This window comes from Haloarcula salinisoli (genome assembly GCF_019599405.1).
In the GTDB taxonomy this organism is placed as follows: domain Archaea; phylum Halobacteriota; class Halobacteria; order Halobacteriales; family Haloarculaceae; genus Haloarcula; species Haloarcula salinisoli.
In genome coordinates this window covers 1,567,144-1,592,330 of record NZ_RKLQ01000001.1, presented here as the reverse complement: position 1 = coordinate 1,592,330, position 25,187 = coordinate 1,567,144, and the positions used below count along the sequence as shown (strand labels likewise).

Here is a 25,187-nt window from a genome sequence, read left to right as displayed (position 1 = left end):
TGAGGCCGGCCCGTTCAATCGCCGGGCTGTGGGTCCCTCGCGACGGCCCGCCCGCCTACCGATAGCACCACTCCGGTCAGTCCGATGGCGACGACGCCGAGCCCGGCGATGGCCCAGAAGGCCGCCCCGACGCCGAAGCGGCCCACGACCACCGAAAGCACTGGCGGGGCGACGGCAGCGCCGCCGGAGATACCGATTGTCAGCAGCCCGAAGTTCTTGCCCGCGGAGTCCTCGGCGGAAAGCGCGTCGGCGAGGGCGGCTCTCGCGGGGCGGCTGCCGTCGACAGTTGCCGAGAGGACGAGCACCAGCGCGAGCGCTCCGAGGACCGGAAGCGACCCAATCGCCAGCAGCCCGGCGACGGCGGCGAGTGCGGCGTAGCCCCCGACGAGCACCGGGCCCGGCGCGTGGCGGTCGGTGAGCCAGCCGCCCCCGAAGATGAGCACCGCGCCGACGGTGAGCATCGCCGAGACGGCGAAGTTCGCAGTCGAGTCCGGAATCGCGTAGCCCGTCGACAGCAGCGTCGCGGTGTACTGCTTGATACCCCATCCCGCGGCCGACGTGCAAAACCACAGGACCGTGAGTGCGACGATGGGCGGCGAGGCAAGCAGCCGGTGGAGTTCCCGACGAACGCGTGTTGTGAAAGGCGGGTCACTGGCTGTCGGAGACTCCGCTGTGGAGGGCGTCGCTTCGCTCGACGGATGCGTGATATCCCGGTCCACGTAGCGGGCAAATGCCAGCAGGCAGGCGACCGCATAGAGGGTGCCGACGGCGGCGATGGCACCGATGGCCAGCCGCCAGTCCAGACCCAGCGTCGCCGTCGCCGCGACGATGGCCGGCGGCGCGGCAAAGCCCAGCGCCCCGGTAAAGCCGTGCACGCTGTAGGCCCGTCCCCGCGTCTCGGCCGTCGTCGCCGCGCCGATGAGCGGGTAGTGTGCCGGGTGGTGGCCCGCGATACCAATCCCGGTGACGACGCTCGCCCCGAGCAGCCACGCGTAGCTCTGTGCGGTGGCAGTCAGGAGCGCTCCCAGCGCGCCGAAGGAAAGCGAGATTGCCAGCACCGGCGTCCGGCCCCGGGAGTCCGAGAGTGACCCCAGGGGTAGCTGCAGGGCCGTCACGACGACGCCGACGACCCCGAGCGCGATGCCAAGCTGGGCGTCCGTCAGACCGAGGTCTGCCCGTAGCGGACCGAAAATCGGCGGCAACAGCATGAAATAGGCGTGGTTGACCAGGTGGGAGCCGCCGACGAGGCCGACGACGAGTCGGGACTGCGAGACCACTGTTGGCGGTGGTTAGACGGCCCCGACAAAGAACGGTCGGATTCCGTCGTCGGCGCGGGCAGCCGGCTGGGCTCGCTGCTACTCGTCCAGCCGGGCCGCGACTGCGTCGTCGAACGCGACCGCGGCCTCGAAGACATCGGTCCCGGTGTCGACGCTGAACAGCGCCTCTTCGCCCTCGTCGGCGTGTTTCTCCAGAAAGCCCATCTCGACGAGGTGGTCGAGGGTGCCGTCGAGATAGAGGGACTTCAGGGCGACCCCGGCCTCGTCGCTGAGTTCGGTCTTCGTGTACGTGGTCTCCGGGTCCAGCCGCAGGAGCGTGTCGATGACGGCCGGCGCGTCGTCGTGAGAAGCGACGTGGCCCCAGCCGGTCTCGGGCTCGTCGTTCGCGTCGTCGAACATTGTCCACTCGTTGGACTACTCCCAATTAAAACTCGCGTCCGTTTCGATTGCCCACACTGTTACTGTTTGCCAGCGTTGAGCAAGGCTTTTGTCGGATACTACCCGCTCCTCTGTATGAGCAGCCCACGCGAGATTCTGGACCTGCTGGAGGAAAATGCCCGCTACACTACCGAGGACCTCGCCCACATGACCGAGTTCACCGAGAGCGAGGTCGAGGACATCGTCACAGAGCTCGAAGAGGCCGGTGTCATCACGGGCTATCAGGCCGTCGTCAACTGGGACGCCCTGAAGACCGACGGCGAGCGGGTCCGGGCGACCGTCGAACTCAACGTCGCACTCGACCGCGAGACAAACTACGGCGACATCGCCGACCGCATCGCCAAGTTCCCCGAGGTGACCTCGCTGCGGCTCGTCAGCGGCGACTACGACTTCGACCTCACCGTCGAGGGCGACTCGATGCGGGAGGTCTCACACTTCATCAGCGACAAGATAGCGCCCATCCCGGAAATCACCCAGACGGTAACCCACTACATCATGGAGTCCTACAAGGAGCAGGGCATGGAGTTCGACGACCACGACGACGACGACAGGCTGTCGGTCTCACCATGACACTGGAGCCAGCCGACCGGGTCGACGCCGTGCCGCCGTCGGGCATCCGCCGGTTCTTCGAGCTGGCCGAAGAGATGGACGACATCATCTCGCTCGGTGTGGGTGAGCCGGACTTCTCCGCGCCGTGGGCGGCCCGTGAAGCCGCGATTACGTCGCTGGAACGTGGCCAGACCTCCTATACGGCCAACAAGGGGAAACGCGAGCTTCGCGAGCGCATCTCACGCTTCGAGTCGGCACAGCACGACCTCGACTACGACCCCGACGAGGAGATGGTCGTCACCGCGGGTGCGAGCGAGGGGCTCGACCTCGCCTTTCGCGCGCTGTTGAACCCCGGCGACAAACTGGCCGTGGCCCAGCCCTGCTACGTCTCCTACGTCCCCGGAGCGACCTTCGCGAGCGTCGACGTCGTCGACGTGCCCACCCGCGTCGAGGACGAGTTCAAGCTGACCCGCGAGGTCCTCGAACAGTCCGGCGCGGCCGAGGCCGACGCGCTCGTCTACTGCTACCCGAACAACCCCACCGGGGCGACGATGACGGGCGACGAGCTCCGCGAGGTGGCGGCGTTCTGTCGGGAGCACGATCTGGCCGTCTTCGCCGACGAGATATACGCCGATCTGACCTACGAACACGACCACACCTCGATCGCGACACTGCCCGGGATGCGCGAGCGGACCATCGTGTTCAACGGCTTCTCGAAGGCCTTCGCGATGACGGGCTTTCGCCTGGGCTATGCGATGGGGCCCGAGGACGCCATCACGGCGATGAACCGAATCCACCAGTACACGATGCTGTCGGCACCGACGACCGCCCAGCACGCCGCCATCGAGGCGCTGGACAGCTGCCTCGACGAGGTTCAGGAGATGACCGCCCAGTACGACCGCCGTCGTAACTACGTCCTCTCGCGGTTCGAGGACATGGGTATTTCCTGTTTCCCCGCTTCGGGTGCCTTCTATGCCTTCCCGGAGTGTCCGTGGGACGACGCCGACGAGTTCGCCGAGGCGCTCCTGCAGGAAGAGAAAGTGGCTGTGGTCCCCGGTACGGCCTTCGGGGAGGGCGGTGACGGCCACCTCCGGGTCTCGTATGCGACCGGGCTGGACGACCTCAAGACCGCGATGAACCGCATCGAGTCGTTCATCTCCTAATCTGGTAACCACGCTACAGCCACTGGCAACGTAACTCGGACCCAGTCAGTTATCATCTGCAATATATGTGGCGAAAGTTTAAGTAAGATTGCTGTTGATACACGGGCATACTGTGTCTCACTACTCCGTACTGACCGGTGTGGACGACAGCGCCGAACCGGCGAGTAGCTTTTTTACACAGGGCGTGAAGTGAACAACAATGGCAATAGAGGATACTAAATCAGGTGCGGACGGGACCGATGACGGGGTCGCATCACCCGACCGGACTGCGACAGTGGGGGAGTACACGTGGGAGGACCTCCGACGTGAACTCCACGATGGTGGTCCGTTCGACCGAGCCGACTATCTCGGGTTCGACCCCGAGACCATCACGGACAAGCTCGAGGACGCGGCCGGCCTCGCAAAGGGCGTCAACCAACCGTTCGCCGAGTACATCGACCCGGAGACGACACCCGTCGCCAAGGGGGAGTACACCTGGGAGCACTTCAAACAGGAGTACTACTACGAGGACGGCGCCAAGCCGTGGAACAACGGCGACCAGCCCCGGGACAACCAGGGGAACGTCGTCCCGTTCGAGGGCGAGTCGTATCTCGGTTTCGAGCCGGAGCAGACGGAGAACCGGCTCTCCCTAGCCGAGGACTTGGCCTCCGAGCTGGACGAACTCGTCGACGAACGCACCGTCGACGTCAACCCCGAGCTAGACGAAGACGAGTTCTTCTCCACGCAGGAGGGCCACACGACGGTCGTCAACCGGTACGACCTCGAGAAGGCCGTGCCGCTCTCGAAGAAGTCACACTTCAAAGAACTGGAGCGGTACTGGGTCAACAAACCGTACGCCTGCGCCATCATCTTCCAGTCCCGGAAGGAAAACGAGAAGAAGTACTACGTAATCGAACCGTATCTCAACCCCATCGAAGAGGACCTGCAGGGCTTCCTCTCGGGCAAACTCAGGACGGCCATCAAGTACTCCGAAGACGACGTCATCGTCAAAGGGTCCAACGCCGACCGGGCACAGGTCATCCAGCGCGAAGCCGAACAGCTCCTCTCGCGGTACGATCTCTACAAGGACTCCATCAGTGCGGGCGCCGGGACGAGCTCGGGCGGCGGCGGGTTCCTCGACGGGCTCAAGGAGATGTTCAACGACACCGAGACGACTGTGCCGGAGGTGACTGGACAGCTCGACGGGCTCGCGGTGCGGCCCGAACCAGCTATCCTCGCGGACGACCCGTCGACGCTCAACGAGTACCAGGTCGAGAAGCTACTGTACACGCTCAAACGGGACTTCATCGGCTACGGGCTCATCGACGGCATCAAACACGACATCAACGTCGAGGACATCTCCTGTGACGGGTACAACTCGCGGGTGTTCGTCTACCACACCGACTACGAGCAGATTATCTCGAACGTCGAACACGGTGAGACCGAGCTCGACGACTTCGTCGTCAAACTCGCCCAGCGGTCCGGGAAGGGTATCTCCAAGCGTCAGCCACAGATCGACGCCACGCTCCCGGACGGCTCGCGTGCCCAGCTGACGCTGGGTCGTGAGGTTTCCGACCACGGGACCAACTACACCATCCGTCAGTTCAAGGACGTCCCGTTCACCCCGATCGACCTCATCAACTGGAACACCTTCTCGCTGGACGAGATGGCGTTCCTCTGGCTCTGTATCGAGAACAACAAGAGCCTCATCTTCGCCGGTGGTACGGCATCCGGGAAGACGACGAGCCTGAACGCAGTCTCGCTGTTTATCCCGTCGAACTCCAAGATTGTCTCCATCGAGGACACCCGCGAGGTCGAACTGCCCCAGCGTAACTGGGTCGCAAGCGTCACTCGCCCATCCTTCGGTGACGACGACCAGGGTGACGTCGACGAGTTCGACCTGCTGGAGGCCGCGCTCCGCCAGCGTCCAGACTACATCGTCATGGGTGAGATTCGTGGTGAGGAGGGTCGGACGCTGTTCCAGGTCATGTCGACCGGCCACACCACCTACACCACCTTCCACGCCGACTCCGTCGGCGAGGTCATCAAGCGGTTCACGACAGAGCCCATCAACGTCTCGAAGACGCTGTTTACGGCGCTTGACCTCGTCTCAATCCAGACCCAGACCCGTGTCGACGGGAGCAAGGTCCGCCGGAACAAATCGCTCACGGAGATCAACGAGTACTCCGCCGAGAACGACGAGATCAACGTTCGGGACGTCTACGAGTGGCGTGCAGAGACGGACGAGTACATCCAGATGGGTAACTCCAACACCTTAGAAGAGATCAAGTTCGACCGCGGGTGGACCCAGGAGAAACTCGACGAGGAACTGTTCAAGCGGAAAGTCGTCCTGGCCCATCTCATCGAGCAGGGGCTCAACTCCTACACGGAGGTCGCTGCGACCATCCAGGCCTTTATCAACGACCCCGAGACCATCCTGACGCTCATCGCCAACGACCAGCTTGAGCGCTCCCTGGAGGACCTCCGGGAGATGGAGTCGGTCAAGATAGATATCGACCCCGAGAAAGAGGAGATGGTCCCGCGACCGGACGCGCCGCCCGAGATGGTCGAGGAGACCAAACAGGTCCTGGACAACGCCGGGCCGCTGTTCAGGAAGTTCAAGAGCGGCGACACCCCGGACATCGTCTCCGCGCTGATGGACGGCAACGCGCTGGAAGACACCGACACCGAGGACGACGTGACGGAGTTCGGCCAGTTCGTCCCGAAGGCCGGCAAGGAGGCCGATAGTGGATGAGTCTGGACACGCAGAGCAAGCGACAGAACACGAAGCGCCAGAAGGAGCTCGCAAGCGGTGGCGCCCTGGGCGATGCCTTCTACCCGGCCTACCAGCGGCTGTTCGACGAGGAAGGGGAGTTCGTCAATAGCGTCGAGGACAAACTCGCCCAGGCCCGGATGGCCGACAACGTCGAGATGTTCCTCGCCCGAGCCCTCGCGGTCGGTATCATCGCCGGGGTCGCGCTCTGGCTCGTCGGGAGCCTGCTTGGCTTTATCGCGGTGAGCCTCTTTTTCGCGGGCAGCGGCGCGCCGACGTTCATCGGTATCACGATACAGAACGAGACGCTGCTGACGATTATCGACACGCTGAAACTCCCCTTCATTATCCTCGTGACCGGTGTGGTCTTCGGAGCCATCGGCTTCGGCGTGGGCTTTGGCTCGCTCGTCTCGATACCCTACTTCCGTGCCAGTGCGCGTGAACGCGAAATCAACATCCTCCTTTCGGACGCTATCTCGTTCATGTACGCCCTCTCCGTCGGTGGGCTGAACCAGCTCGAAATCCTCGAGGCGATGGGCGAAGCCGAAGACACCTACGGTGAGGTCGCCCAGGAGTTCAAATCCATCGTGCTGGAGACTGAGTATTTCGATACCGACTACCGGACTGCGGTGCGCAACCAGGCTATCCAGACCCCCTCTGGCGAGCTGTCGCAGTTCCTCACCGATATGCTCTCTATCATCAACTCCGGTGGGGACATGACCTCCTTCCTGGAAGACCAGAAGGAAAAGCACATGCGGACGACCAAGCAGGAACAGGAGAAGATGCTGGAGACCCTGGAGCTGTTCGGCGAGATGTACATGACCCTCTCGCTGTTCCCGCTCTTGCTCATCATCATCCTCGTCATCATGACGATGATGGGTAACGCCCAGCAGATGCTCATCTACGGCACCGTCTACGGACTCATCCCGCTGACGGGCATCGCCTTCCTCGTCCTGGTCTCGACGGTGACCCAGGACGCCATCGGCGACGGCTACCTCCGACCCAACTCCGACGAGGAAGACGTCGTCGTCGACGAGGGTATCGCGGTGTTCAACCTCGGCCTCATCGAGTCCTACACCGGGACCTACAGCGTCTTCGACCGCATCAAGGGCCGGGAGGGGACCTACGAACTCGTCCAGATACTCAAGAAGCCCCACCTGTTCTTCCGCGACCACCCGATGCTGGTGCTGGGACTGACGATTCCGCTCTCGGTGCTGGCACTGGTCGTGAGCATCGTCGCTGGCGAAGCGCCGCTCAGTATCAGCGGGATGGAAGCCAACCCCGTCAGCGGCACGTTCTTCTGGGTCTACGTCCCGATGTACATCAACTTCATCCCGCTCGCGGTATTCTACGAGTGGAACCAGCGCTCGCGGAAGGCCATCATCGGGAACCTCTCGGAGAACCTCCGGAAGCTCGCCTCCGCGAACGACACCGGGATGACCCTACTCGAATCTATCAAGGTCGTCTCCGAGACCTCTGCGGGCAAGCTCTCCGACGAGTTCGAGACGATGCACGCGAAGGTGAACTACGGGACCAGCCTCAAAGACGCCCTGCGGGAGTTCAACAACAAGTACCACGTCCCGCGGATGGCCCGAACGGTCAAGCTCATCGCGGAGGCCCAGGAGGCCTCCAGTCAGATTCAGGACGTGCTCTCGACGGCGGCCCAGGCCGCCGAAAACCAGGACGACATCGACCGCTCGCGCAAGTCCCGAACCCGGATGCAGACGGTCATCATCATCATGACCTACCTCACCTTGCTCGGAGTCATGGCACTGCTGAAGACGCAGTTCCTCGACGTGATGTCTGGGCTGACCCAGCAGGCCAGCGGTGCCGGAGGGTCGGGCGCTGGCGGTGGCCAGTTCGGCGGGGCCATCGACACCAACGCGCTGTCGATGCTGTTCTTCCACGCGGTCACGCTACAGGCGCTGCTGTCGTCGTTCATCGCCGGCTATATCCGCGAAGTGAAGCTGCTGGCGGGCGTGAAATTCGCCGTCATCCTCTCGACGATTGCGCTGGTCGTCTGGATGGCTGTCGGGTGAGATAGCCACACCGGGCCGTTTTCACCTCGCCTGTTCGAAGTTCCAACTGACCGAGAGCCCAGCCGCTAGGGGCCGCGATTTCAGCGGCGCTGGCGACTCGCTCCGCTTGGCGCTGTGAGTTCCAGGTGTTCAAATCCGGGCGGAGAGGACGATTCGCGCCGCTCGCTAGTTTGCTCGCGGCGCAATACGAGTGGACTCGCCGGGACTGAGCGAACGCGAAGCGTTGGCGATGGTCGGCGAGCCCATGACTGAGCGAACGGTGTGAGCGAAGGAAATGGACTCGCCGGGATTTGAACCCGGGGCCTCTCCCATGCCAAGGGAGTGATCTACCCCTGATCTACGAGCCCGCTTTGCAATAGTGGATATCCGACGGCCTTTATTAAACCCATCGAAGCTTCGGTGACCGCGGGACGGCGACCCAAACTTTCCCAGGTATGGATGGTGAGTCCGTATCCACTTGACCGGATTTGCTCCGTTCACGACATCAGGAATAGAGTGGTGCAAGCAGCATGCGTTTATCCGTTCACCACCGCCCTGCAAGTAGAATCAGCCACTCTCCGTATTGTAATATTTTCTACCAAAGATTTATATCCCATAGAAAATAGGTGAAAACTATGTCGAACAGCAGAGCTGGGATTGCTGGGTACACCGGTGTGGGTTTGATCAATGCCACCGGTGGCAGTTCTGGCATCTTCCGAGATACTGGGGTGGCAAAAGGGGGCCATTTGAAGACTCCCGTCCAGCGGGACAGAATCACTGTAGACGGTGGCGAGAGCGACGATTCGTCCGGCCGGTCGATAGCAGTTTCCAGCGACGAGAGCCACCGCTTCTCCGTCGATATCCAGCCAGCACCCGCTACGGCGAGAACGCGATATCAGCATCTGGGTTCGGAAATTCGCTCGCGGGTTGGCTCCTCGAGACGGCTTATCCTCGGTTTCCAGCGATACTGAATATGATAGATAATTTACCATCGAACGGAGGCAAACTCTGTGTTGCGGCCCGATCCTGGGTGAGCGGTCGATTACCGTCCCGGTCTGGAAGGGACAGACGCAACCGGAGCGAGACCGGCAGTTCGCGGGGACAGACGCCGGTCGATTATCTGATCGGAATCAGCCTCGTGCTCGTTACAATTTTGGGGACGTTCGCCCTCGTTCCAGCGGTCTTCGACCCGTTCGAGCCGGCGGTAAGTCCGGACGAACAGTCGATGGCCGATCGGCTGGCAGAAAACATCGTCACGAATCACACCTACGCTGGCGAGGAACGGATCCTCGATCGCACTAAACTGGAGGCGTCACTGCAAAACGATTTCGGGACGCTCAGAGCTAACGCCGGGATACCGGACGGTGAACGGGTCAACGTAACCGTACAGACTGGCTCGGGTGTGCAGGTCACTACTGGTGGGGATACTTTCGCCGGGACCGGCGGGACGGCGACGAGTGTCCGGACGGTCGCGACACGCGAGCCAGCCTGCGCGGTGGGCTGCCGAATCATCGTGAGGGTGTGGAGCTGATGACTGGGGACGGTCAGACGCGCGGCCAGGCGTTCACGCTCGAAGGGGTCATCGGGGCAATAATCGTTCTGTCGTCCGTGGTGCTGGCGCTGCAAGCCGTCGACATCGCACCGCTCGCCACGGGGGGCGACGACGCCCAGGCCGACCGACTCGAAACAGAGGTCTCGGACCTTCTGGCGACCGCCGCAGACCGTGACGCACTCCGGACGACTGTTACTTGTGCGACGCCGACCGGTGAGCCGGATCCCGGCCTCGCCAACCCGAACGATCCACTCACAGGGTTTGGCGTGCTGTTGAATCAGACGCTCGCACAGAACAACGAGTTCGTCGTCCTCGCCGAGTACCGGGACGGCGACAGCCTGGTGCGTAACCGGCTCTACCCCGCCGGTGAGATCAGTCCGCCAAGTGGGGCCGTCTCGGCGTCCCGCCAGGTCACCCTCTACAATAGCGACCCGGTCCGTCGGACGAGTGGTGACAGATGCGTTGGGGGCCCCGACAGACAGACGCTCGCCGAAGATGACCAGTTCTACATCGACCGTCATCCCGATTTCGACGGTGTAAGCAACGTCTACAACGCAGTGAGGGTCAAGATAATCGCATGGTGACGACACGTTCTCGGGGGCAGATGATCCTCATAATGTCGGTGCTCTTTGCGGTCACCGTGTTGACGACAGTCGTCCTGCTGAACACACTGCACGCCCCGGCGAACGTAAACACCGAGAGACAGGCGTCGAATCTCGGTGACATCGAGCGTGTCGAGGGGCAGGCCGCCGACGATATGGAACGACTGTTCCAGGTCCACACGTCGATGAACCGGACCGGCGAAGCGTTGCCCTACGCAGCGGAGAGCGGCGGTCCCGACGACCCGTTTGGCGACGTTGTCAACAACACCAGTGAGCTCAACGCCGCGCTGTCTGCCTCCGAATCGGGGGCGGCTGTCAGCGTAAGCTACGTCGAGGGTCGAAGCCAGGAGGGGATGCTGGTCAGACAGAACAACAGTACACAGAATTTCACGCACAGGGGGTACAGTCCGAGTGAGCAGAACTGGACAGTACTCGAGTCCGCCGATGGACTCCCACGACTCAGTATGTACGTGACCGATGGACCAGACGCCTCCGACCCCCCGTTCGAAGTCGTTGTAGAGGGTGGTGGGGGTAAACTGACCTTCGACGACGACGGTGTCGAAGGCGCCGGCGTGGACTGTGACCTGGCGTACCCGATTCGAGTCGATGCGACTGGCGGCGTCGGGACGGTGTCGAACGCCACCGATATCTGTGGCGAGTTCGATCTCGGGGTTCCGGACACTTTCAACCTCACGTTCGAGAACGGCTCCCAGGCCGAGGGTACGTACACTATTTCGGGCGTAGAGGCCATCGATACTGATATAGAAGGGAATACGTTCGACTGGCAACAACAGTACGACGGCGTTGTCGTCAACCCGGCATTTCGCGTGCAGTACACCGACCCATCCATCACACACAGATCGACCTTCCGCCTGTACGGGGAGTCCAGCCCATGATCCGGAGTGATTCCCGAGCCGTCTCGATAACGCTCAATTACACGATAGCGATCGGAATCACGACGCTTCTGACGACGGGATTGATAATCGGTGCCGGAGGCTTGCTGGAAAGCCAGCAGGAGCGCGTGGCGAGACAACAGGCCGACGAAATCGGGGCGGACGTCCTCTCACAGGCTGACAGACTCGACCGTATCCACGAATCCACTGCCAGCAGCGAGACGACAGTTCAGCTCGAGTACCCATCGAGACTCGTCGGCAGTACCTACACGATCTCCTTCCAGCAGCGGGCCGGCAGGTTCGACGCGTTCTCCTGGACGCTCCGGATAAAATCACAGGCGCTGACCGGGGACGCGATATACCCAGTGCCCAAGAGTATCAGCGTCGCGGAATCGAGCGCCAGGGGTACGAGTCCGGAAATGAGCAAGTGCCAGAACGGGACGATCAAATTTGGGGGATGCTGATATGAAACGTGACCGCAGTAATCAATCGACCGTGTGCGGGGCGTCTCGGGGCCTGAAACGTCTGCCATTGCACGATCGCGGTATCTCGGACGTGCTCGCGTTCGTGCTCATCTTTGCCGTGGTCATCGCGTCGGGGTCACTGGTCGCGACAGCAGGGCTGGACCAGTTGACCGATTTGCGCGACTACGAACAGGTCCAGTCCTCCGAACGGGCGATGGAGGTGGCGGCTGCGGACCTCAGTGAACTGCAGGAGGGTGCTCCGATAACCCAACTGGAGTTCGCGCTCAACGGCGGGAATATCGGGGTCACGGAGTCTTCACTGCAGGTGAACGTAACAGGGACGGGAGTCGACACCGACAGTATCAACGACACCTACCAGATCAACTCACTGCAACACAGGGTCTCGCGAGGGAACCGGGACGTCACGCTCGCGTACGAGAGTGGTGCTGTCTTTCGGTCCGACGGCGGAACCTTCCGGAGAGAACCGCGATGGTACGCCAACAACGGGACGGTAATTGTGACTATCGTCTCACTCCGTGAGCGAAGCGGCACCATCGACATCAGTGGTAGTAGTTCCAGACAGGGAGACGGGATAGATCCACGTGGCGACGTCCCACAGGACGCTCCCGCGAGAGATGCCGGCCAGACAGTCCGAATCGTAGCCGAATCCAACGTCACTGCACAGCAACAGTGGTACGGTTCCCTCGATGGGAGCGACAGCGCCACGGTACAGGTCGATGTTTCGGCGACCGCCTACCCAGACCAGTGGGCCCGCTCGCTGGACCGGGCGGGCTGGGAGCAAAACGGTACGTACAGATACGAAGCGGAGGCCGACGAGTCGCTCCTCATAAGACACGTCGTCATCGACCTCTCCTGAGGTGAGACATGGTGGTAGATAGCCGCCACAGAGACCATACGGTCCCGTATTCGACTGCGCTCTATATTATGTAAAACGACCCGTAATAATTATGTGCTTCGGTGTTTTATTAACCCTAATCATGGGGCTCTGGGAAGATAGAGATCGCGCACAGTCCGAGCTGGTCGGGACTGTGCTCATGGTCTCGATTACTATTATCGGTGCCGTCTTGACGGTAGCACTGGCGGGTGCTGCCCTGCAGGCGATCAGTGACGAATCTCAAGACAGCCTGACGAGGGACTCCTTCCACGAGATGGACGACCGTCTCTCCGGGCTCTACAACTCGGAGGTGTCGTCCGAAACGACTTTGCGCTTCCCGGAGGGGTCGGGTTCTGACCTCTCTTTCAACGAATCGGAGGGGTCTGTCGAGATAACAGTCGAAACGGTCGACGAGTATAGGAATCTGACCGAGAAGAACGTCACCCGCTACGAACAAGATTTGGGTGCGGTGGTGTACAAGAGTAGCGACGGCGAGAAACTCGTCTATCAGGGTGGGGGTTTCTGGGAGTACCCCTCGCCATCGTACGCGGTCGTTCGGTCGAATCCACCGCTTTCTAGGGCTGGAGAGTTCCTCACGTTCCAGTTCGCCACTCTCAAAGGCAATAGGGGTATCAACGAGGGTAACGAACTCGTCGCCCGACGAAACGTCGCAGATTCGACACAACGGTCGGAAGAGATTCGAAACGAACTCTCACCCGCCTGGAATATCAAAAACACGGAGTATACCGTTCCGGTCGACATCACCGTCACCATCGAGAGCAAGTACGCCCTCGGCTGGGCAACCTACGCCGAGGAAGAGCTGTCCGACGTGACCGTCAGTCCGAAACCTGCTGATATGGATGCTGACGATACCGAGGTCACGTTGACCTTCGAGGATACGGGGACGACCGACTTCCTGACCTATCCGGACCCGATCGTCTACGTGGGCCCAGCGAGTGAGGCTCCCAGAGGCTTCGACCCACGCGCAAACTCTTCCATCGAACGGACCGGTGAGAACTCGTTCAATATCTCCGGACAGGATGTGAACGCGAATCAGGGACAGCAACTGGCCTTCTACGACGAGTCCAGGGAAGAGTGGGTCATCCACACCCAGAACAACAACGACCTTACTCCGCCAAGCGGAAACGGCGAGTGGAAAAACGTCACGGAGATATCTAACTCCATCGAGGGCGGTCCCAGCTCGAGGGCAGCCCCGCGCTGGGACGACTCCGAGGACCCACCACAGATAGAGTCCTACAAGAAGTCCGGGAGTGATAGCGAGGAGTACACGTTCAACAGTTCGTACGCAGACACTCGCATTTGTGTGGTCGCATACACCGACGACCGCATCGGCTCACAGGTCGACGGCGTATTCGAACAGCTCGAGACGTGTGCCTCGAATCTCGAAAACTCAGAGAGGTACATGCCGACGGACCTCGATATCAACCTCACGCAGGACGACTACGAATCCGTCGTCGGGGAGCGCCAGACCGTCGAGGTCGAGGTCGAGAACGTCGGAGCGGTCGAATCGACGAGGGGTCACGCTGTCGGGCTGTTCGTCGAGGACGATGACGGAAACGTGCGGGTCGCCGATTTCAGGACCAACGAGTCGATCAGCAATGGCGACATCGACACGGGCGAGACCGTCTCGGTGACAATGAACTGGACCGCAGCCTCTGAGAACGAAACGAAGCTCTATGCACGGGTCGGTAACCAGGACATCGACGAGGCAAACCTCTCGATAGAGGCCCGTAACACCGATCTGAGCGTCGATATCAACGAAACTGAGACGCCTGACGAGGTGGCGCCCGGGACCGAGGCCCAGGTGAACGCGACAATCAGCAACAACGGGAACGCTCCGGTACTAGATACCAAAGTCTCGCTCCTCAATGGGGACGGGGTACCGGTCAACGTGGTGGAAATCGACCGACTCGACGCCGCCGGGCCGGGTTCAGATAACGTGACAGACGTGACACTATCCTGGATCGCGCCAGTCTCCGACTTCGACGAGGAACTCGAAGTGCAGGCCCTCGACGCCAACGACACCCACAGGATAAAAGCAGAGGGCACACCGGAGTTCCAGGTCGACATCACCGGGACCGACGACGCCGCTGGCGAGGGCAAACCGTTCAACGTGACGGTCGACGTGACCAACAGTGGTGACGGTGGCGGGAAACAGCAAATCCTGTTGGTTGCGGACACGGAGACGACCGACGGCCTGATCGTCGATGCGAGAGAGGTGTTCGTCGGCGAGGGTAATGATACTACTGTGACGATGGTCTGGGACAGCCCGGTCGAGCTTGAGCGTGGCGACAACAAGGTACGAGTCCGGAGCCCAGACGACAGTGACACCACGCCCTTCGACACCCAGGCGAAATTCGAGGTCACCGATATCGATGCCCCGGACGATATCGACGAGGGCGACCTCGACAAGGAGGTCAGTGTGACTGCGACGATCAACAACACCGGTGACGTCGCAGGAACCCCGACCGCCGACCTCGAACCAGCGGCGGATTCAGCCCTGGATATCGAGAACAGTAGTGTTACCGCTGCGACGATTGCCGGCAATGAGAGCGAGGACGTGACCTTCGACGTAACTGTCCGGAACGGGTCGCTGACGGGCGAACTCGCCGTCTCGACGAGGGACGACGAGGCGACCGAGCGAATCGTCGTCGTCCGTGACGGGCCGGACTGTAGCGACGTCGATTACGACACGGACAGTGACGGTTACCTCCTCATCGAGACGGTCGACCAGCTCCAGTGTATCGAGCAGGAGGGTCTCGACAAGAATTACCGTCTGGAAAACGACATCGACGCCTACGGCACGGAACACTGGAATGGGGGCGATGGCTTCGACCCGATTGGCGAGGAGGGCGCCGGTAGCGCTGGAGGCAATGCCTTCGGCGGGACCTTCGACGGTCAGGGCTACAAGATAGAGGGGCTGACCATCGACCGATACAACACCGCGTTCGTCGGACTCTTCGCGATTACGGATAAGTTCTCCGGCCCGGACGACCTCGGAGAGGGTTCGACTGTCGAGAGCGTCGAACTCGTCGATGTTGACGTCCGTGGAATGACCGTCGTCGGCGGGGTTGCCGGTGGGGGCGGTGGGACGTTCAGGAACATTTCGGTCAGCGGCCACGTCGAATCGAAGTACCAGCAAGTGGGCGGGATCGTTGGACACGGCCACGACGCCGACCTGACGAACCAGCTCGTCTCGACGGCGACGGTTACCGGCAACGAACCGATTGTCGTCGGCGACCACAGCGATAAGCACCCATGGCAGGACAGTGAGGGGAGCCCGAACCTCGGTATCGGTGGTATCCTGGGCGGCATGGGCTATGACACGGAGTTCTCGGTCGGCTATTCGAGAGCGAACGTCAGCGGCCCGTCCTCTGTCGGAGGTATCGCCGGGTGGACATCGAACAACCCCAGTGACCTCAGCCAGATGTACTGGGCCGACGGGGACCTCTCGCTGGAGGGTGACATAGGAGCGCTCTTTGACGACGACGATATTGGGCGGGAGCAGTTCACCGTCCCCTTGCAGGTCGGCGGCATCGCCGGCCGAATCGGGGAGACGAGTGGCACCGAAGACACTATCTACAATAGTGTCTACTCCGACGGCCCGACGGTCGGCGACGGCGGTGACAACGTGAACGACAACAGCATCGACCTCGACGCCGACGAAATGACCGGGCCACAGGTGCTCCCGGACGACAAGCCCGAATCGTGGTACGACCAGTATCCGGGCGTCACGAAAGAGGACGCCGAGGGAACGATGGCAAATCTCGACTGGGACATCTGGGAACCGGTCTACGACATCGACCCGAAGACAGGCAATATTACCAACGAGGGCTTCCCGATCTTCGCCTGGCAGTCCGAGGGTGGGTTCATCGTCGAATCGGTAGAGGCGCCCGACAACGTCACCGAGGGCGACTCGGTCACTGTCAACGCAACGATCGACAACACCCAGGACATCGACGAAACACAGCGCATCGTCCTGCGTGACCCGGAGGGCAATCCCGTAGACAGCACGGAACTCGCCCTCGATGGCAACGAAAATGCGACCGTCGAGCTGGACTGGCAGACCCGACCGGGCGATAACACGAGCAATCTCACCGAGTCGGAAATCACGGTGAGTACAGAGGACTTCGGTAAGACCGATCCGCTGGATGTCCGGAAACTCGAAGATTCGGAGTTCCTGATAGAGGACGCTTCAGCCGCCCCGAAGAAAGTCGATGAACTCGACGACGTGGAGTTCACCGCGACGATAACGAACGACGGCATCGGGGCGAACCAGACCGTGTTCCTGCAAGACGAGAACGGAACCATCCTCAACTATACCCACCTCTACCTCGGGGAGCAGCAGAGCGAAGACATAACCCTGCGTTGGGAGACGACCTACGGCGACGCCGACTCGGACGACAGAAACATCACGCTACGGACGGTGGCCGACGCGAGCTCGTTCAATATCACGGTCAACAAGAGCGAGGGTCCCGACTTCCAGGTCGAGCCGATCGAGTTCCCGACCGGGCAGGGTGATAGAGTTGCCGCTGGACGCCCGTTGACGGTCCAGGTGAACATCACCAATCGGGGCCCGGTCGAGGACACCCAGTTCGTGTCGCTCATGCCGTCCGGGTCGGACCAGATACTGGCACTCGAGGATATCACACTTGGGCCGGGCGATAGCAAAGAGTTCTCGCTCACGTGGGACCCGGCGAACAATCCCACGGTCGACGAGATCGAGGTGAGCACTCGTGACGACTCCGAGACCAGGAGCGTCGACATCTGGCAGCCACAGCTCGATCCCACCACGAATCCGATCGACACCAGTGTCAATATCTTCGATCTGGCCTGAGGAGCACTCAGCAACTGTAACTTTGCTTCCGTAACCTCCGTGATACGTCTCCGATATGTCCTCTGGAAGTAAAACCGGGCTATATCTCGTGGGTTACCATCGACCGGTAGCCACGAAGACAACACAGTGAGAGACTGTGCTGTCGGTAGTGGCGTACCGACGGATTGTGGCGCTATTTTGACTGGGCGACGATAGCGTCAGGCCCAACGCTCGCCAAGATGGGTGGCGGTTCACGCCGGGGACAGCCACTGCGTCGGCCACAACAGATAATAACCTACACGACAGTCCTTTTTTTAAGCGTTGTTGGGTACTAACGGGTCAACAAAGACGGGTACGCAGTGTGGTGACGAGCCACAGGACCGTCGGTCTTCCCGACGGACCAGCGACCGTGGACAGACCACACTCGATTTCGCAATCGGCGTGAGCGTCTTTCTAGCCGTGTTGCTGTTCATTTTCCTGTTTATCCCCGGTATCCTCGCGCCCTTCACTGCGAGCGCACAGGACGAGACAGTCACGTCGAATCGTGTCGCTGACCAGCTGTCGAAGGGTGCCCTGGCGGAGCCGGGAGAGCCGTACGTGCTGGACAGTTACTGCACCGAGGCGTTCTTCAATGGATCCAGCCCGTCGGACTGCCGGTTCTCCAGTGGGTCACTCAGAACACAGCTCGGTCTGAGTAGTGGGTACCAGCAGGTCAACGTGAGTCTCCGCGGGAATCTCACGGCTGGTGGGGACGGCCAGGAAGCACTCTGCTGGGACAGTACCGAGCCCGATACTGGACTCGTCGAGTCGTCGGATGGGTCGTGCGATACGGTCCTGGAACGGGGTAACCCAGTTCCGACGTCACAACCGTCGGTCACGTCGGTCCGGGTGGTCACAATCGACGGCGAGGACGTGACGCTGTTCGTGGAGATGTGGTAAGATGCGAGGGCAAGCACACACACTGGAGGCGACGGTCGCTGGACTGCTCATGTTGTCGAGTCTCATCTTCGCGTTACAGATGACGGCCGTGACGCCGCTGTCGGCGAGTACGTCCAGCCAGCATATCGAGAATCAGCAGGGGGAAACGGGCCAGGGGGTTCTCGCTTCGGCGGCAGAGGTGGGGGCACTGAAACCGGCAGTCCTCTACTGGAACAATAGCTCGTCGCGCTACCACAACGCGGGCGTCCAGCGGTTCTACACGAGTGGTCCGCCCGACAACCGGTTCGGGGCGATGCTGGAGCGGGCGTTCAACGGCAACGGTATCGCGTACAACGTCTACTTCCGGTTCCAGAACGCCGACGGCAGGCCCATCACTCGTCAGTACGTCTACAGCGGTGTTCCGACGGACAACGCCGTCACGGCGACACACACCGTGACGCTGTGGGACGATGACCCGCTGTACAATGCAGACGGCACCCCGAGTTCGACCCGGCTCAACACGGAGAACATGACCTACCCGATGCCCGACACCGGGGACAACCTCTACAACACAGTGCGCGTGGAGGTGGTTGCATGGCGAATCTGAGCCGGGACGACCGCGGGCAGATACTCCTCATCGCCGCGTTCGCGCTGGCGGTCATCTTCGTGGCGATGGCGCTCATCGTCAATTCGGCCATCTTCACCGAGAATCTGGCGACCCGGGGCGAGACAGCGGGCAGTGAGGGCGCGCTCTCGATGCGGGCAGACGTAACTGAAAACGTCGGTGAGGGCATCGAAGCGGCAAACCGAAACAATAACAGCTCCCAATCCGACCTCACCGGCGCGGTGGAGGCCAGTGTCAGGCAACTCTCTCAGCAGACCGGGCGACAGTCTGCGCGCTCGGGACGGGTCGTCAACGTCGCATATCAGTCGGGGTCGCAAAAAGAGGGCGCACGCATCTACCGGGCGAACGACTCGAGTTTCACGAACGCGGCGGGCGACGAACGCTACCAGCTGGTCGGGAACGTCTCTCGGGTCGACGACGCCAACGGGACGCGAGCGTTCGTCATCGAAGCGTCCACCATCACTGCGGACGCCAGCGACCCGTTCGAGATACGGGTCCAAGACAGCGCCGCTAGCGGGGACGAGAACAGTTGGCGCGCCCGCATCTGGGACGCAGGCGGCGACACCGTCCACGTCCGGACGCTCAAAAACGACAGCGGGACCACTGTCGTCGAAGACTGCGAGGTCACCAGAGACAGTCCGGGAACGGGCATTACAATCGACGTGACTGGTGGGACTATCGACGGCGAGGAGTGTGACGCACTCCGGACCGCACCGTCTGGCGAGAACTTCCACTTCGGTGCCGGGACTGGGGTGACCCCCGGCACGGACGACAGCTACGACATCTCCTTCGACAAAGCCGACGGGATAACGGGGACGTTCTCGCTGGTCGTCTACGATGGGGGCGACCTCGAGTTGCTCCCGGATGCGTCCGACGGTCCAAAGTCGAGTACGGCCCTCTACGACGTGACGGTCGAGTACACGTATCTCACGACCGACCTGCGCTACGAGACAGACGTTCGGGTCGCCCCGGGTGAGCCAGATGTCTGACGTGCGTGCGGTCTCGACGACGCTGAGCTACGTGCTGGCCCTGGCTATCGCGACGCTGCTCATCACCGGGCTGATTACCGCCGGTGGGACTTACGTCGACAGCCAGCGCGAGCAGGTCATCAGAGACGAACTCAGGGTCGTCGGCCAGCAAATCGCCGCTGACGTCGAACGCTCGGACCGGCTGGTCAGGGCCGCTGACTCGGACGACCCGACAATCACCCTGAACCGGACCCTCTCGAACAGGGTGACCGGCGCGAGCTACGAACTCACGCTGGTGCCAAGCGACCAGACGCTCGTGGTGAACACAACTCGGCCCGACGTGACGGTCCGAATCGGTCTCACAGTCGAGACCCCACTCGGCGCGACCTCAGCAAGGGGTGGTGACATCCAGATTCGGTACGATCAAGGGGCCGACCATCTGGAGGTGCGCAATGTCTGAGCGCGCTGTCAGCGAGGTGGTCAGCTACGTGCTGGTGTTCGCGCTCGTCGTCTCCGCCGTTGGTATCGTCTCCGTGAGCGGGCTGAGCACGCTCCAGGAGACGCGCAACGACGAGCAGATGGCGAACGCACAGAAGGCCTTCAGCGTGCTGTCGGACAACGTCGCCGACGTCCACCGGCGCGACGCGCCCAGCCGCGCCACGGAGATCAGCCTCGGGCAGGCGAGGCTGGCAACGGGTAGTAACGTCACGATGCGCGTCTCGGTGCGCAACTCGACCGACACAGTGCTGGACCGGTCGTGGAAGATACGCCCCCTCGTCTACACCGGTGACGAGGGCAGAAACCTCGTCTACGAAGCGGGGGCAGTGTTTCGCACCTCCAACGGCGGCGGGCTCCGAATCTCCGACCCGCCGTTCGTCGTCACCGAGGACCGCGTCCTCATCTCTGTGGTCGGTCTCAACCGGCCCGACCGCCAGGTCTACAGCGGGTCGACGGTGCTCATCCGCACGAAGAAGGAGGACACGTCGGTAGCGTACGACGGCACGGCTGAGGACGTCACCGTCGAGCTGCAAAACACCGCCCAGCCAGGGCTCTGGCGGGATTACTTCGAGTCTGTTGGCTTCGACTGTCAGGCGTCCGGGGTCGAGTGTACCGTGCCCGACTCTGGGAACATCGACCAGACGTACGTGGTCTACCACGACATCGAGGTCGACATCGAGTCCTGACGGCGCTACCAGCCGGCTCCTACGACAGCTACCTGCGGACTGGTGCCCCGTTGTCACACTTTTGCGCTTCGACTCTTTGCGTTCCAGGGCCGCTAAGTCTCTCCTGGCCGCAGAAACCCATCCAGCGACGGGCTGTGGGACCACGACGGCGTCAGGTGTGTCGACGCTACCTGGATGGTGGCGCGCTGGTCCGGCGAGGACGGCGACAGAGAGCCGCCGGGGTCACCCGTCTTCGACCTGTATCTCGTTCGTCGAGGCGTGGATGTAGGTCACGCGGATGATCGATTCGCTCTGGGTCAGCACACGCGTGGTCCGCAGCGCCATGTCGTAGTGGATGGAGCCGCCGTTCCCGTTGGCGATGGTCGTCGTGCCGGTGAGTACCCCCCCGTAGATGGTCCCTTTCTCCAGCGTAACAGTCCCGGTCCCGCTGGTCCCTGGGGGCGCGTAGATGACACCGACGTACTTCGCCAGGCCATTGGTCCCGCCGCCACCGTCACCGATACGCGCGGTGAAGTCGTCCTGCCCGAACATGCGGAACTGGGGCGCATCGTCGCCTGCATTCGTGACCTCGCTGTAAGCGGCCATCGATAACTGGCTCGCGTGGCCGCCGTCTCCGAGTACGTAGACACTTACGGTACCGTCGCCGACTACCTCGATGGTGGCGTTCTCGGCGAGCTCGACGTTCTCACGGACACCGATGAAGATGTTGCCCTCGGTGGTGTTGAGCGTCACTGTGTCTTCGTTCGCGACGGTGATGTCCTCCAGGTAGTACCTGCCCGCGGAGAGTTCGACGCTCCCGGCGGTGTAATTGAGCGTATCGTCAGTAATCGGTGCGCCCGCGTTGTCGTTGCTCTTCTCGCTCTCGTTGACCTGCGTCTGGACGATGCCGTTGATCGATGGCGCCTTGTCGATTCCGCTGATCTGGTTTAGCTCCCCCGTGATCTTGTCGTTTTCCTCGCATTTATCGCACCCATCAGTGTGGCTAATATTGCCGTCGATGTCGGGGCTCCCGTTGCCGTTGCCGACGTACACTTTGCCACCGGAGGTCACGTCACCACGGAGGTCGCCGCCGGAGCCGCCACCGGCGCCACCGCTGATATCCACGTCACCCCCGTAGACGATGTCCCCGTCGCCGGTCGTGTCGCCGTCCGACTCCTGGGTGCAGTAGCCCTTGTCCGTCCCGGTGGAGTTGTAGCTATTGGTGTAGACGTTCGCGCCACAGAGATTCCCGGCGGCACCGTTGATCTCGAAGGTCCCGCTGGCGGAGAGGCTCGCCGTCGCAGAGGTGATCTTGGTGTTCTCCAGCGGTGTCACCAGCGCCAGGGTCACCTTGTTCGCCGAGTGATTGAACTCCACCTGGCCGTCGGTCCGCGTCTCGAAGTACTCCCCCCACGCGCGGTAGTAGTCGCTCGTGACGGAGACCTCGACGCGGGCGTTCTCCAGCGGATTCCTGTAGGCGCTGTTTCTGGTCCCGTTCGGGAAGTACCGCGTCGTTTTCGCGTTCGAGATGACGGCTCGGTCACCGATGGTCCCGGAGGACCCGACCGTGACCAGCGGCAATGTCAGCGTGGCGTCGCGGTAGTGGAACTCGGGCGGTGACACCATGACGGCGTTGCCGTTCCCGTCGGACCGCCAGACACCCCCGCCCTGGTAGGCGATGTTGTCGCCGTTGTCGGTCTGGTAGCGGATTCGGCCCATCGGTTTCGAGAAGATGGTCGTCTCGTTCCCGTTCGTCTGGTTCGTGTACGACAGCGTCATCCGGCCGGCGTCGTCCTCGACCTGGTAGGAGTTCGCTCGCCCCGACGAGAGGTCGACCCGCTGGACCTGAGAGTTCCCGAGCGCGACCAGCGCGGCCTGGGAGTCGAATTGCGTCATCGCCTTCTCGGCCCGTTCCTCGTCGAGTGTCTCCTGTGTCCCCCCGATGGCCCCCGCGCCGAGGGCTACGATAAGCGTCGTCGCCGCGATGACCAGCGCGAAGACGAGCAGAAATCCGAGTGGGCCGGATTGTGCCCGTGGCTGGCGCTGGTCACCCTGACCCGAACAGAGTAGCATTAGGTATGTAAACGAAATAGGGCATAATAAGCGCGCTGGCCGAACTACCACCGCTGATAGCCGGGTCGAGAAACTGTTCGTCGCCGATTGGGCGTGCGTGTCGCCGGCCTCAGTCGGACGTGACGTTGACGCTGTTCTCCGAGATGTGAAGGTAGGTCAGGGAGGGGCGCGTGGTCTCGCCCCCCGCAATCGCGGTAGTGTCGGTGAGAGCTTCGTCGTAATGTATATTCCCTTTGTTGGCCACGTCGTAGAGATTACCGACGACAGCGCCAAAAATATCGTCGTTGTTGTCGATACTGATATCGACACCAGCCTGGTCGCCACGGCCGGGGCCATATATAACACCAGTGTAATCGACGTTATCGGGGTCGTTGCTCCCGCCCTGAAGCTCTGCGTCACGGTCCGGATTCATATATATCCAGAACTGTGACGCGTCGTCCCCGTCGTTCGTTATCGTCGTGTTCTTACCGAGGGACAGGTCCTTGTCGAGATAGACGTTGACACGTCCGTCTCCGATTACCTCGATATGAACGTTATCTGCCGGAGCGAACTCCCCCTCGACATACATATCGATCGTTCCATCTTCCGGTTTCAGGTACACAGTCTGTCCGGAGCCAGGTTCGAAACTTTCCAGATAATATCCTCCTGCCGTCAGATTACACGGGTTACAGGTACGGGTCGATTCCGTGTTGAGAGTCTCGATAGTATTTGGATGGGTGGTGTTGTCGTTGTCGGACGTGAGAACGCTTTCTTTCTCGTCGATTAGACCATCGACCGCGACGGTCTCAGGAACATCCGCCCCTTTCGATATTGTCCCCTCGACGTGTTCGCCTTCGTTCGCTTCATCGAAGTTTCCATCCACGTACTCCAGGTCTCCGGTAATCGTTTGCTTGGACCCCTGAAACGTAATTTGGCCTTCTGCTATCAGACTACCCCGGAGATCCACCTTATTTTTCAGCTCGATGTTTCCTGCGGTGTAGATAGCGCCCCGCTCTCCGTTTGAACTCTCGTAATCTCCTACTGAGGAATTGTAACTATCGAAATCACCTTTATTCTTGTACGTGATTGTGGTCCCCGTTCCGCCGGAGATCACCCCCGCGTCGACCGTCTGTTCCTCGGTCTCAACGGTGAGAGCCACCGTAGCCGTATTGTTGGCGTGGTCGTAGTCGACTGAGCCGGAGGTTCGCTCGTGGAAGTAGTTCCCCCACGCGCGATAGAACTCGCTCTGGACGCTGACGGTGACGAGTCCGGAGTCCACCGGGTTCACGTCGTCACCGACGGGATAGGCTTTCTGGGTGTCGTTGTTGGTGATGGCCGCGCTGTCACCGAGGTAGTTCTCTCCATCGACCGTTACGACCGGAAGCGTCAGGGTCGCATCCCTGTAGTGGAACTCCGGTGGCGAGATCATCACCGCGTTCCCGTCGCCGTCCGACCGCCAGACGCCGCCGCCCTGATACGCGATTTCGGTGCCGCCGCCCTCGTAGTAGACCTTGCCGAGGTCTTTCTGCAGTATGGTATCGGTGCCGCTCCGGGTTCTGTGCGTAATCGTCATCTGCCCGGCGGTCTCGTTCAGACGGTAGTCACCGTCTCCTGCCGTGCCGAATTCGACCACCTGACGCTGCGATTGGCCCAGTGCGACGAGTGACGCCTGGGAATCCAGTTGCGTCATCGCTTTCTCGGCAGACTGGGCGTTCAGTTGGTCTTGCGTGTCCGTTATGGCCAGTCCGCCGACCACCAGCATCACCGTCGTCGCACCGATGACCAGTGCGAAGATTAGCACCAGCGCTATCGGGCTGCTCTGCCCTCGTCGACCCGACACACCACGTAGCACTAATATTATAAATCAGGTTGGTTATGTATAAAAACACACTCTCTATCGAGACGCATAATGGCCAGTAGATATATATACTGCCTCGCTGGCGGGTGTCCGACATCGAGATGGAAACGGTTTAATCCCGGGACCAACGACCATCCCATGGGAACAGCACGACCGCAAATCT

The 25,187-nt window shown here is 61.5% G+C and carries 19 protein-coding genes and 1 tRNA gene; 15 read left to right on the top strand and 5 right to left on the bottom strand.

Annotation, left to right across the window (positions count from 1 at the left end; translation table 11 throughout):
• Positions 1-14 precede the first annotated feature (14 nt).
• Positions 15-1,277 carry an MFS transporter gene (locus tag EGD98_RS08280; protein WP_220587863.1) on the bottom strand — a complete coding sequence of 421 codons (1,263 nt, stop codon included), beginning with the start codon at positions 1,275-1,277 and terminating at the stop codon, positions 15-17.
• A 78-nt stretch (positions 1,278-1,355) separates the two neighbouring features.
• Positions 1,356-1,676, bottom strand: a complete 321-nt coding sequence (locus EGD98_RS08275; protein WP_220587862.1) for a hypothetical protein — start codon at positions 1,674-1,676, stop codon at positions 1,356-1,358.
• Between the two features lie 114 nt (positions 1,677-1,790).
• On the opposite strand from EGD98_RS08275, the gene EGD98_RS08270 reads away from it, so the two are divergent.
• The 4 genes from EGD98_RS08270 to EGD98_RS08255 all read left to right on the top strand — a co-directional run bounded on the left by EGD98_RS08270 (position 1,791) and on the right by EGD98_RS08255 (position 8,218).
• A complete protein-coding gene (locus tag EGD98_RS08270; RefSeq protein WP_220587861.1) occupies positions 1,791-2,285 on the top strand; it encodes an Lrp/AsnC family transcriptional regulator in 495 nt (164 codons plus the stop codon).
• Positions 2,282-3,427 (top strand): pyridoxal phosphate-dependent aminotransferase, encoded by a 1,146-nt coding sequence (locus tag EGD98_RS08265; protein WP_220587860.1) that lies wholly within the window; start codon positions 2,282-2,284, stop codon positions 3,425-3,427. The genes EGD98_RS08270 and EGD98_RS08265 overlap by 4 nt, the downstream gene beginning before the upstream one ends.
• Positions 3,428-3,626: 199 nt before the next feature.
• Positions 3,627-6,161: a type II/IV secretion system ATPase subunit gene (locus tag EGD98_RS08260; RefSeq protein WP_220587859.1), complete on the top strand. Its 2,535-nt coding sequence runs from the start codon at positions 3,627-3,629 to the stop codon at positions 6,159-6,161.
• Positions 6,158-8,218: a type II secretion system F family protein gene (locus EGD98_RS08255; RefSeq protein WP_220587858.1), complete on the top strand. Its 2,061-nt coding sequence runs from the start codon at positions 6,158-6,160 to the stop codon at positions 8,216-8,218. The genes EGD98_RS08260 and EGD98_RS08255 overlap by 4 nt, the downstream gene beginning before the upstream one ends.
• A 275-nt stretch (positions 8,219-8,493) precedes the next feature.
• On the opposite strand, the gene EGD98_RS08250 is transcribed toward EGD98_RS08255, so the two are convergent.
• A tRNA-Ala gene (locus EGD98_RS08250) sits at positions 8,494-8,565 on the bottom strand.
• A gap of 605 nt (positions 8,566-9,170) precedes the next feature.
• Here EGD98_RS08250 and EGD98_RS21250 point away from each other — a divergent pair.
• From EGD98_RS21250 to EGD98_RS08195, 11 genes are all read left to right on the top strand, one after another.
• The gene (locus tag EGD98_RS21250; protein WP_425433345.1) at positions 9,171-9,728 is read left to right on the top strand and encodes a DUF7287 family protein; all 558 of its coding nucleotides are present in this window, start codon (positions 9,171-9,173) and stop codon (positions 9,726-9,728) included.
• Positions 9,728-10,333 (top strand): DUF7288 family protein, encoded by a 606-nt coding sequence (locus EGD98_RS08240; RefSeq protein WP_220587856.1) that lies wholly within the window; start codon positions 9,728-9,730, stop codon positions 10,331-10,333. The genes EGD98_RS21250 and EGD98_RS08240 overlap by 1 nt, the downstream gene beginning before the upstream one ends.
• Positions 10,327-11,247: a hypothetical protein gene (locus EGD98_RS08235; protein ID WP_220587855.1), complete on the top strand. Its 921-nt coding sequence runs from the start codon at positions 10,327-10,329 to the stop codon at positions 11,245-11,247. The genes EGD98_RS08240 and EGD98_RS08235 overlap by 7 nt, the downstream gene beginning before the upstream one ends.
• Complete coding sequence (locus tag EGD98_RS08230; RefSeq protein ID WP_220587854.1) at positions 11,244-11,708, top strand: DUF7266 family protein; 465 nt, start codon at positions 11,244-11,246, stop codon at positions 11,706-11,708. Before EGD98_RS08235 ends, EGD98_RS08230 begins: the two co-directional genes overlap by 4 nt.
• Before the next feature lie 67 nt (positions 11,709-11,775).
• The gene (locus EGD98_RS08225) at positions 11,776-12,585 is read left to right on the top strand and encodes a DUF7289 family protein (RefSeq protein ID WP_220587853.1); all 810 of its coding nucleotides are present in this window, start codon (positions 11,776-11,778) and stop codon (positions 12,583-12,585) included.
• A 121-nt stretch (positions 12,586-12,706) separates the two neighbouring features.
• Positions 12,707-17,461: a DUF7289 family protein gene (locus EGD98_RS08220; RefSeq protein ID WP_220587852.1), complete on the top strand. Its 4,755-nt coding sequence runs from the start codon at positions 12,707-12,709 to the stop codon at positions 17,459-17,461.
• Between the two features lie 420 nt (positions 17,462-17,881).
• Positions 17,882-18,379 carry a DUF7287 family protein gene (locus tag EGD98_RS08215; protein ID WP_220587851.1) on the top strand — a complete coding sequence of 166 codons (498 nt, stop codon included), beginning with the start codon at positions 17,882-17,884 and terminating at the stop codon, positions 18,377-18,379.
• 1 nt (position 18,380) lies between these two features.
• Complete coding sequence (locus EGD98_RS08210) at positions 18,381-18,965, top strand: DUF7288 family protein (RefSeq protein ID WP_220587850.1); 585 nt, start codon at positions 18,381-18,383, stop codon at positions 18,963-18,965.
• Positions 18,953-19,972 carry a DUF7261 family protein gene (locus EGD98_RS08205; RefSeq protein WP_220587849.1) on the top strand — a complete coding sequence of 340 codons (1,020 nt, stop codon included), beginning with the start codon at positions 18,953-18,955 and terminating at the stop codon, positions 19,970-19,972. The genes EGD98_RS08210 and EGD98_RS08205 overlap by 13 nt, the downstream gene beginning before the upstream one ends.
• A complete protein-coding gene (locus tag EGD98_RS08200; protein ID WP_220587848.1) occupies positions 19,965-20,411 on the top strand; it encodes a DUF7266 family protein in 447 nt (148 codons plus the stop codon). The genes EGD98_RS08205 and EGD98_RS08200 overlap by 8 nt, the downstream gene beginning before the upstream one ends.
• Positions 20,404-21,135 (top strand): DUF7289 family protein, encoded by a 732-nt coding sequence (locus EGD98_RS08195; RefSeq protein WP_220587847.1) that lies wholly within the window; start codon positions 20,404-20,406, stop codon positions 21,133-21,135. Before EGD98_RS08200 ends, EGD98_RS08195 begins: the two co-directional genes overlap by 8 nt.
• 222 nt (positions 21,136-21,357) lie before the next feature.
• On the opposite strand, the gene EGD98_RS08190 is transcribed toward EGD98_RS08195, so the two are convergent.
• Positions 21,358-23,187 (bottom strand): DUF7289 family protein, encoded by a 1,830-nt coding sequence (locus EGD98_RS08190; RefSeq protein WP_220587846.1) that lies wholly within the window; start codon positions 23,185-23,187, stop codon positions 21,358-21,360.
• Between the two features lie 109 nt (positions 23,188-23,296).
• A complete protein-coding gene (locus EGD98_RS08185; RefSeq protein WP_425433344.1) occupies positions 23,297-25,006 on the bottom strand; it encodes a DUF7289 family protein in 1,710 nt (569 codons plus the stop codon).
• Between the last annotated feature and the right edge of the window lie 181 nt (positions 25,007-25,187).

Coding starts and splice junctions, on each gene's coding strand:
- EGD98_RS08275 (WP_220587862.1), bottom strand. CDS start 1,676: ATGTTCGACGACGCGAACGACGAGCCCGAGACCGGCTGGGGCCACGTC.
- EGD98_RS08270 (WP_220587861.1), top strand. CDS start 1,791: ATGAGCAGCCCACGCGAGATTCTGGACCTGCTGGAGGAAAATGCCCGC.
- EGD98_RS08265 (WP_220587860.1), top strand. CDS start 2,282: ATGACACTGGAGCCAGCCGACCGGGTCGACGCCGTGCCGCCGTCGGGC.
- EGD98_RS08260 (WP_220587859.1), top strand. CDS start 3,627: ATGGCAATAGAGGATACTAAATCAGGTGCGGACGGGACCGATGACGGG.
- EGD98_RS08255 (WP_220587858.1), top strand. CDS start 6,158: ATGAGTCTGGACACGCAGAGCAAGCGACAGAACACGAAGCGCCAGAAG.
- EGD98_RS21250 (WP_425433345.1), top strand. CDS start 9,171: ATGATAGATAATTTACCATCGAACGGAGGCAAACTCTGTGTTGCGGCC.
- EGD98_RS08240 (WP_220587856.1), top strand. CDS start 9,728: ATGACTGGGGACGGTCAGACGCGCGGCCAGGCGTTCACGCTCGAAGGG.
- EGD98_RS08235 (WP_220587855.1), top strand. CDS start 10,327: ATGGTGACGACACGTTCTCGGGGGCAGATGATCCTCATAATGTCGGTG.
- EGD98_RS08230 (WP_220587854.1), top strand. CDS start 11,244: ATGATCCGGAGTGATTCCCGAGCCGTCTCGATAACGCTCAATTACACG.
- EGD98_RS08220 (WP_220587852.1), top strand. CDS start 12,707: ATGGGGCTCTGGGAAGATAGAGATCGCGCACAGTCCGAGCTGGTCGGG.
- EGD98_RS08210 (WP_220587850.1), top strand. CDS start 18,381: ATGCGAGGGCAAGCACACACACTGGAGGCGACGGTCGCTGGACTGCTC.
- EGD98_RS08205 (WP_220587849.1), top strand. CDS start 18,953: ATGGCGAATCTGAGCCGGGACGACCGCGGGCAGATACTCCTCATCGCC.
- EGD98_RS08200 (WP_220587848.1), top strand. CDS start 19,965: ATGTCTGACGTGCGTGCGGTCTCGACGACGCTGAGCTACGTGCTGGCC.
- EGD98_RS08195 (WP_220587847.1), top strand. CDS start 20,404: ATGTCTGAGCGCGCTGTCAGCGAGGTGGTCAGCTACGTGCTGGTGTTC.
- EGD98_RS08190 (WP_220587846.1), bottom strand. CDS start 23,187: ATGCTACTCTGTTCGGGTCAGGGTGACCAGCGCCAGCCACGGGCACAA.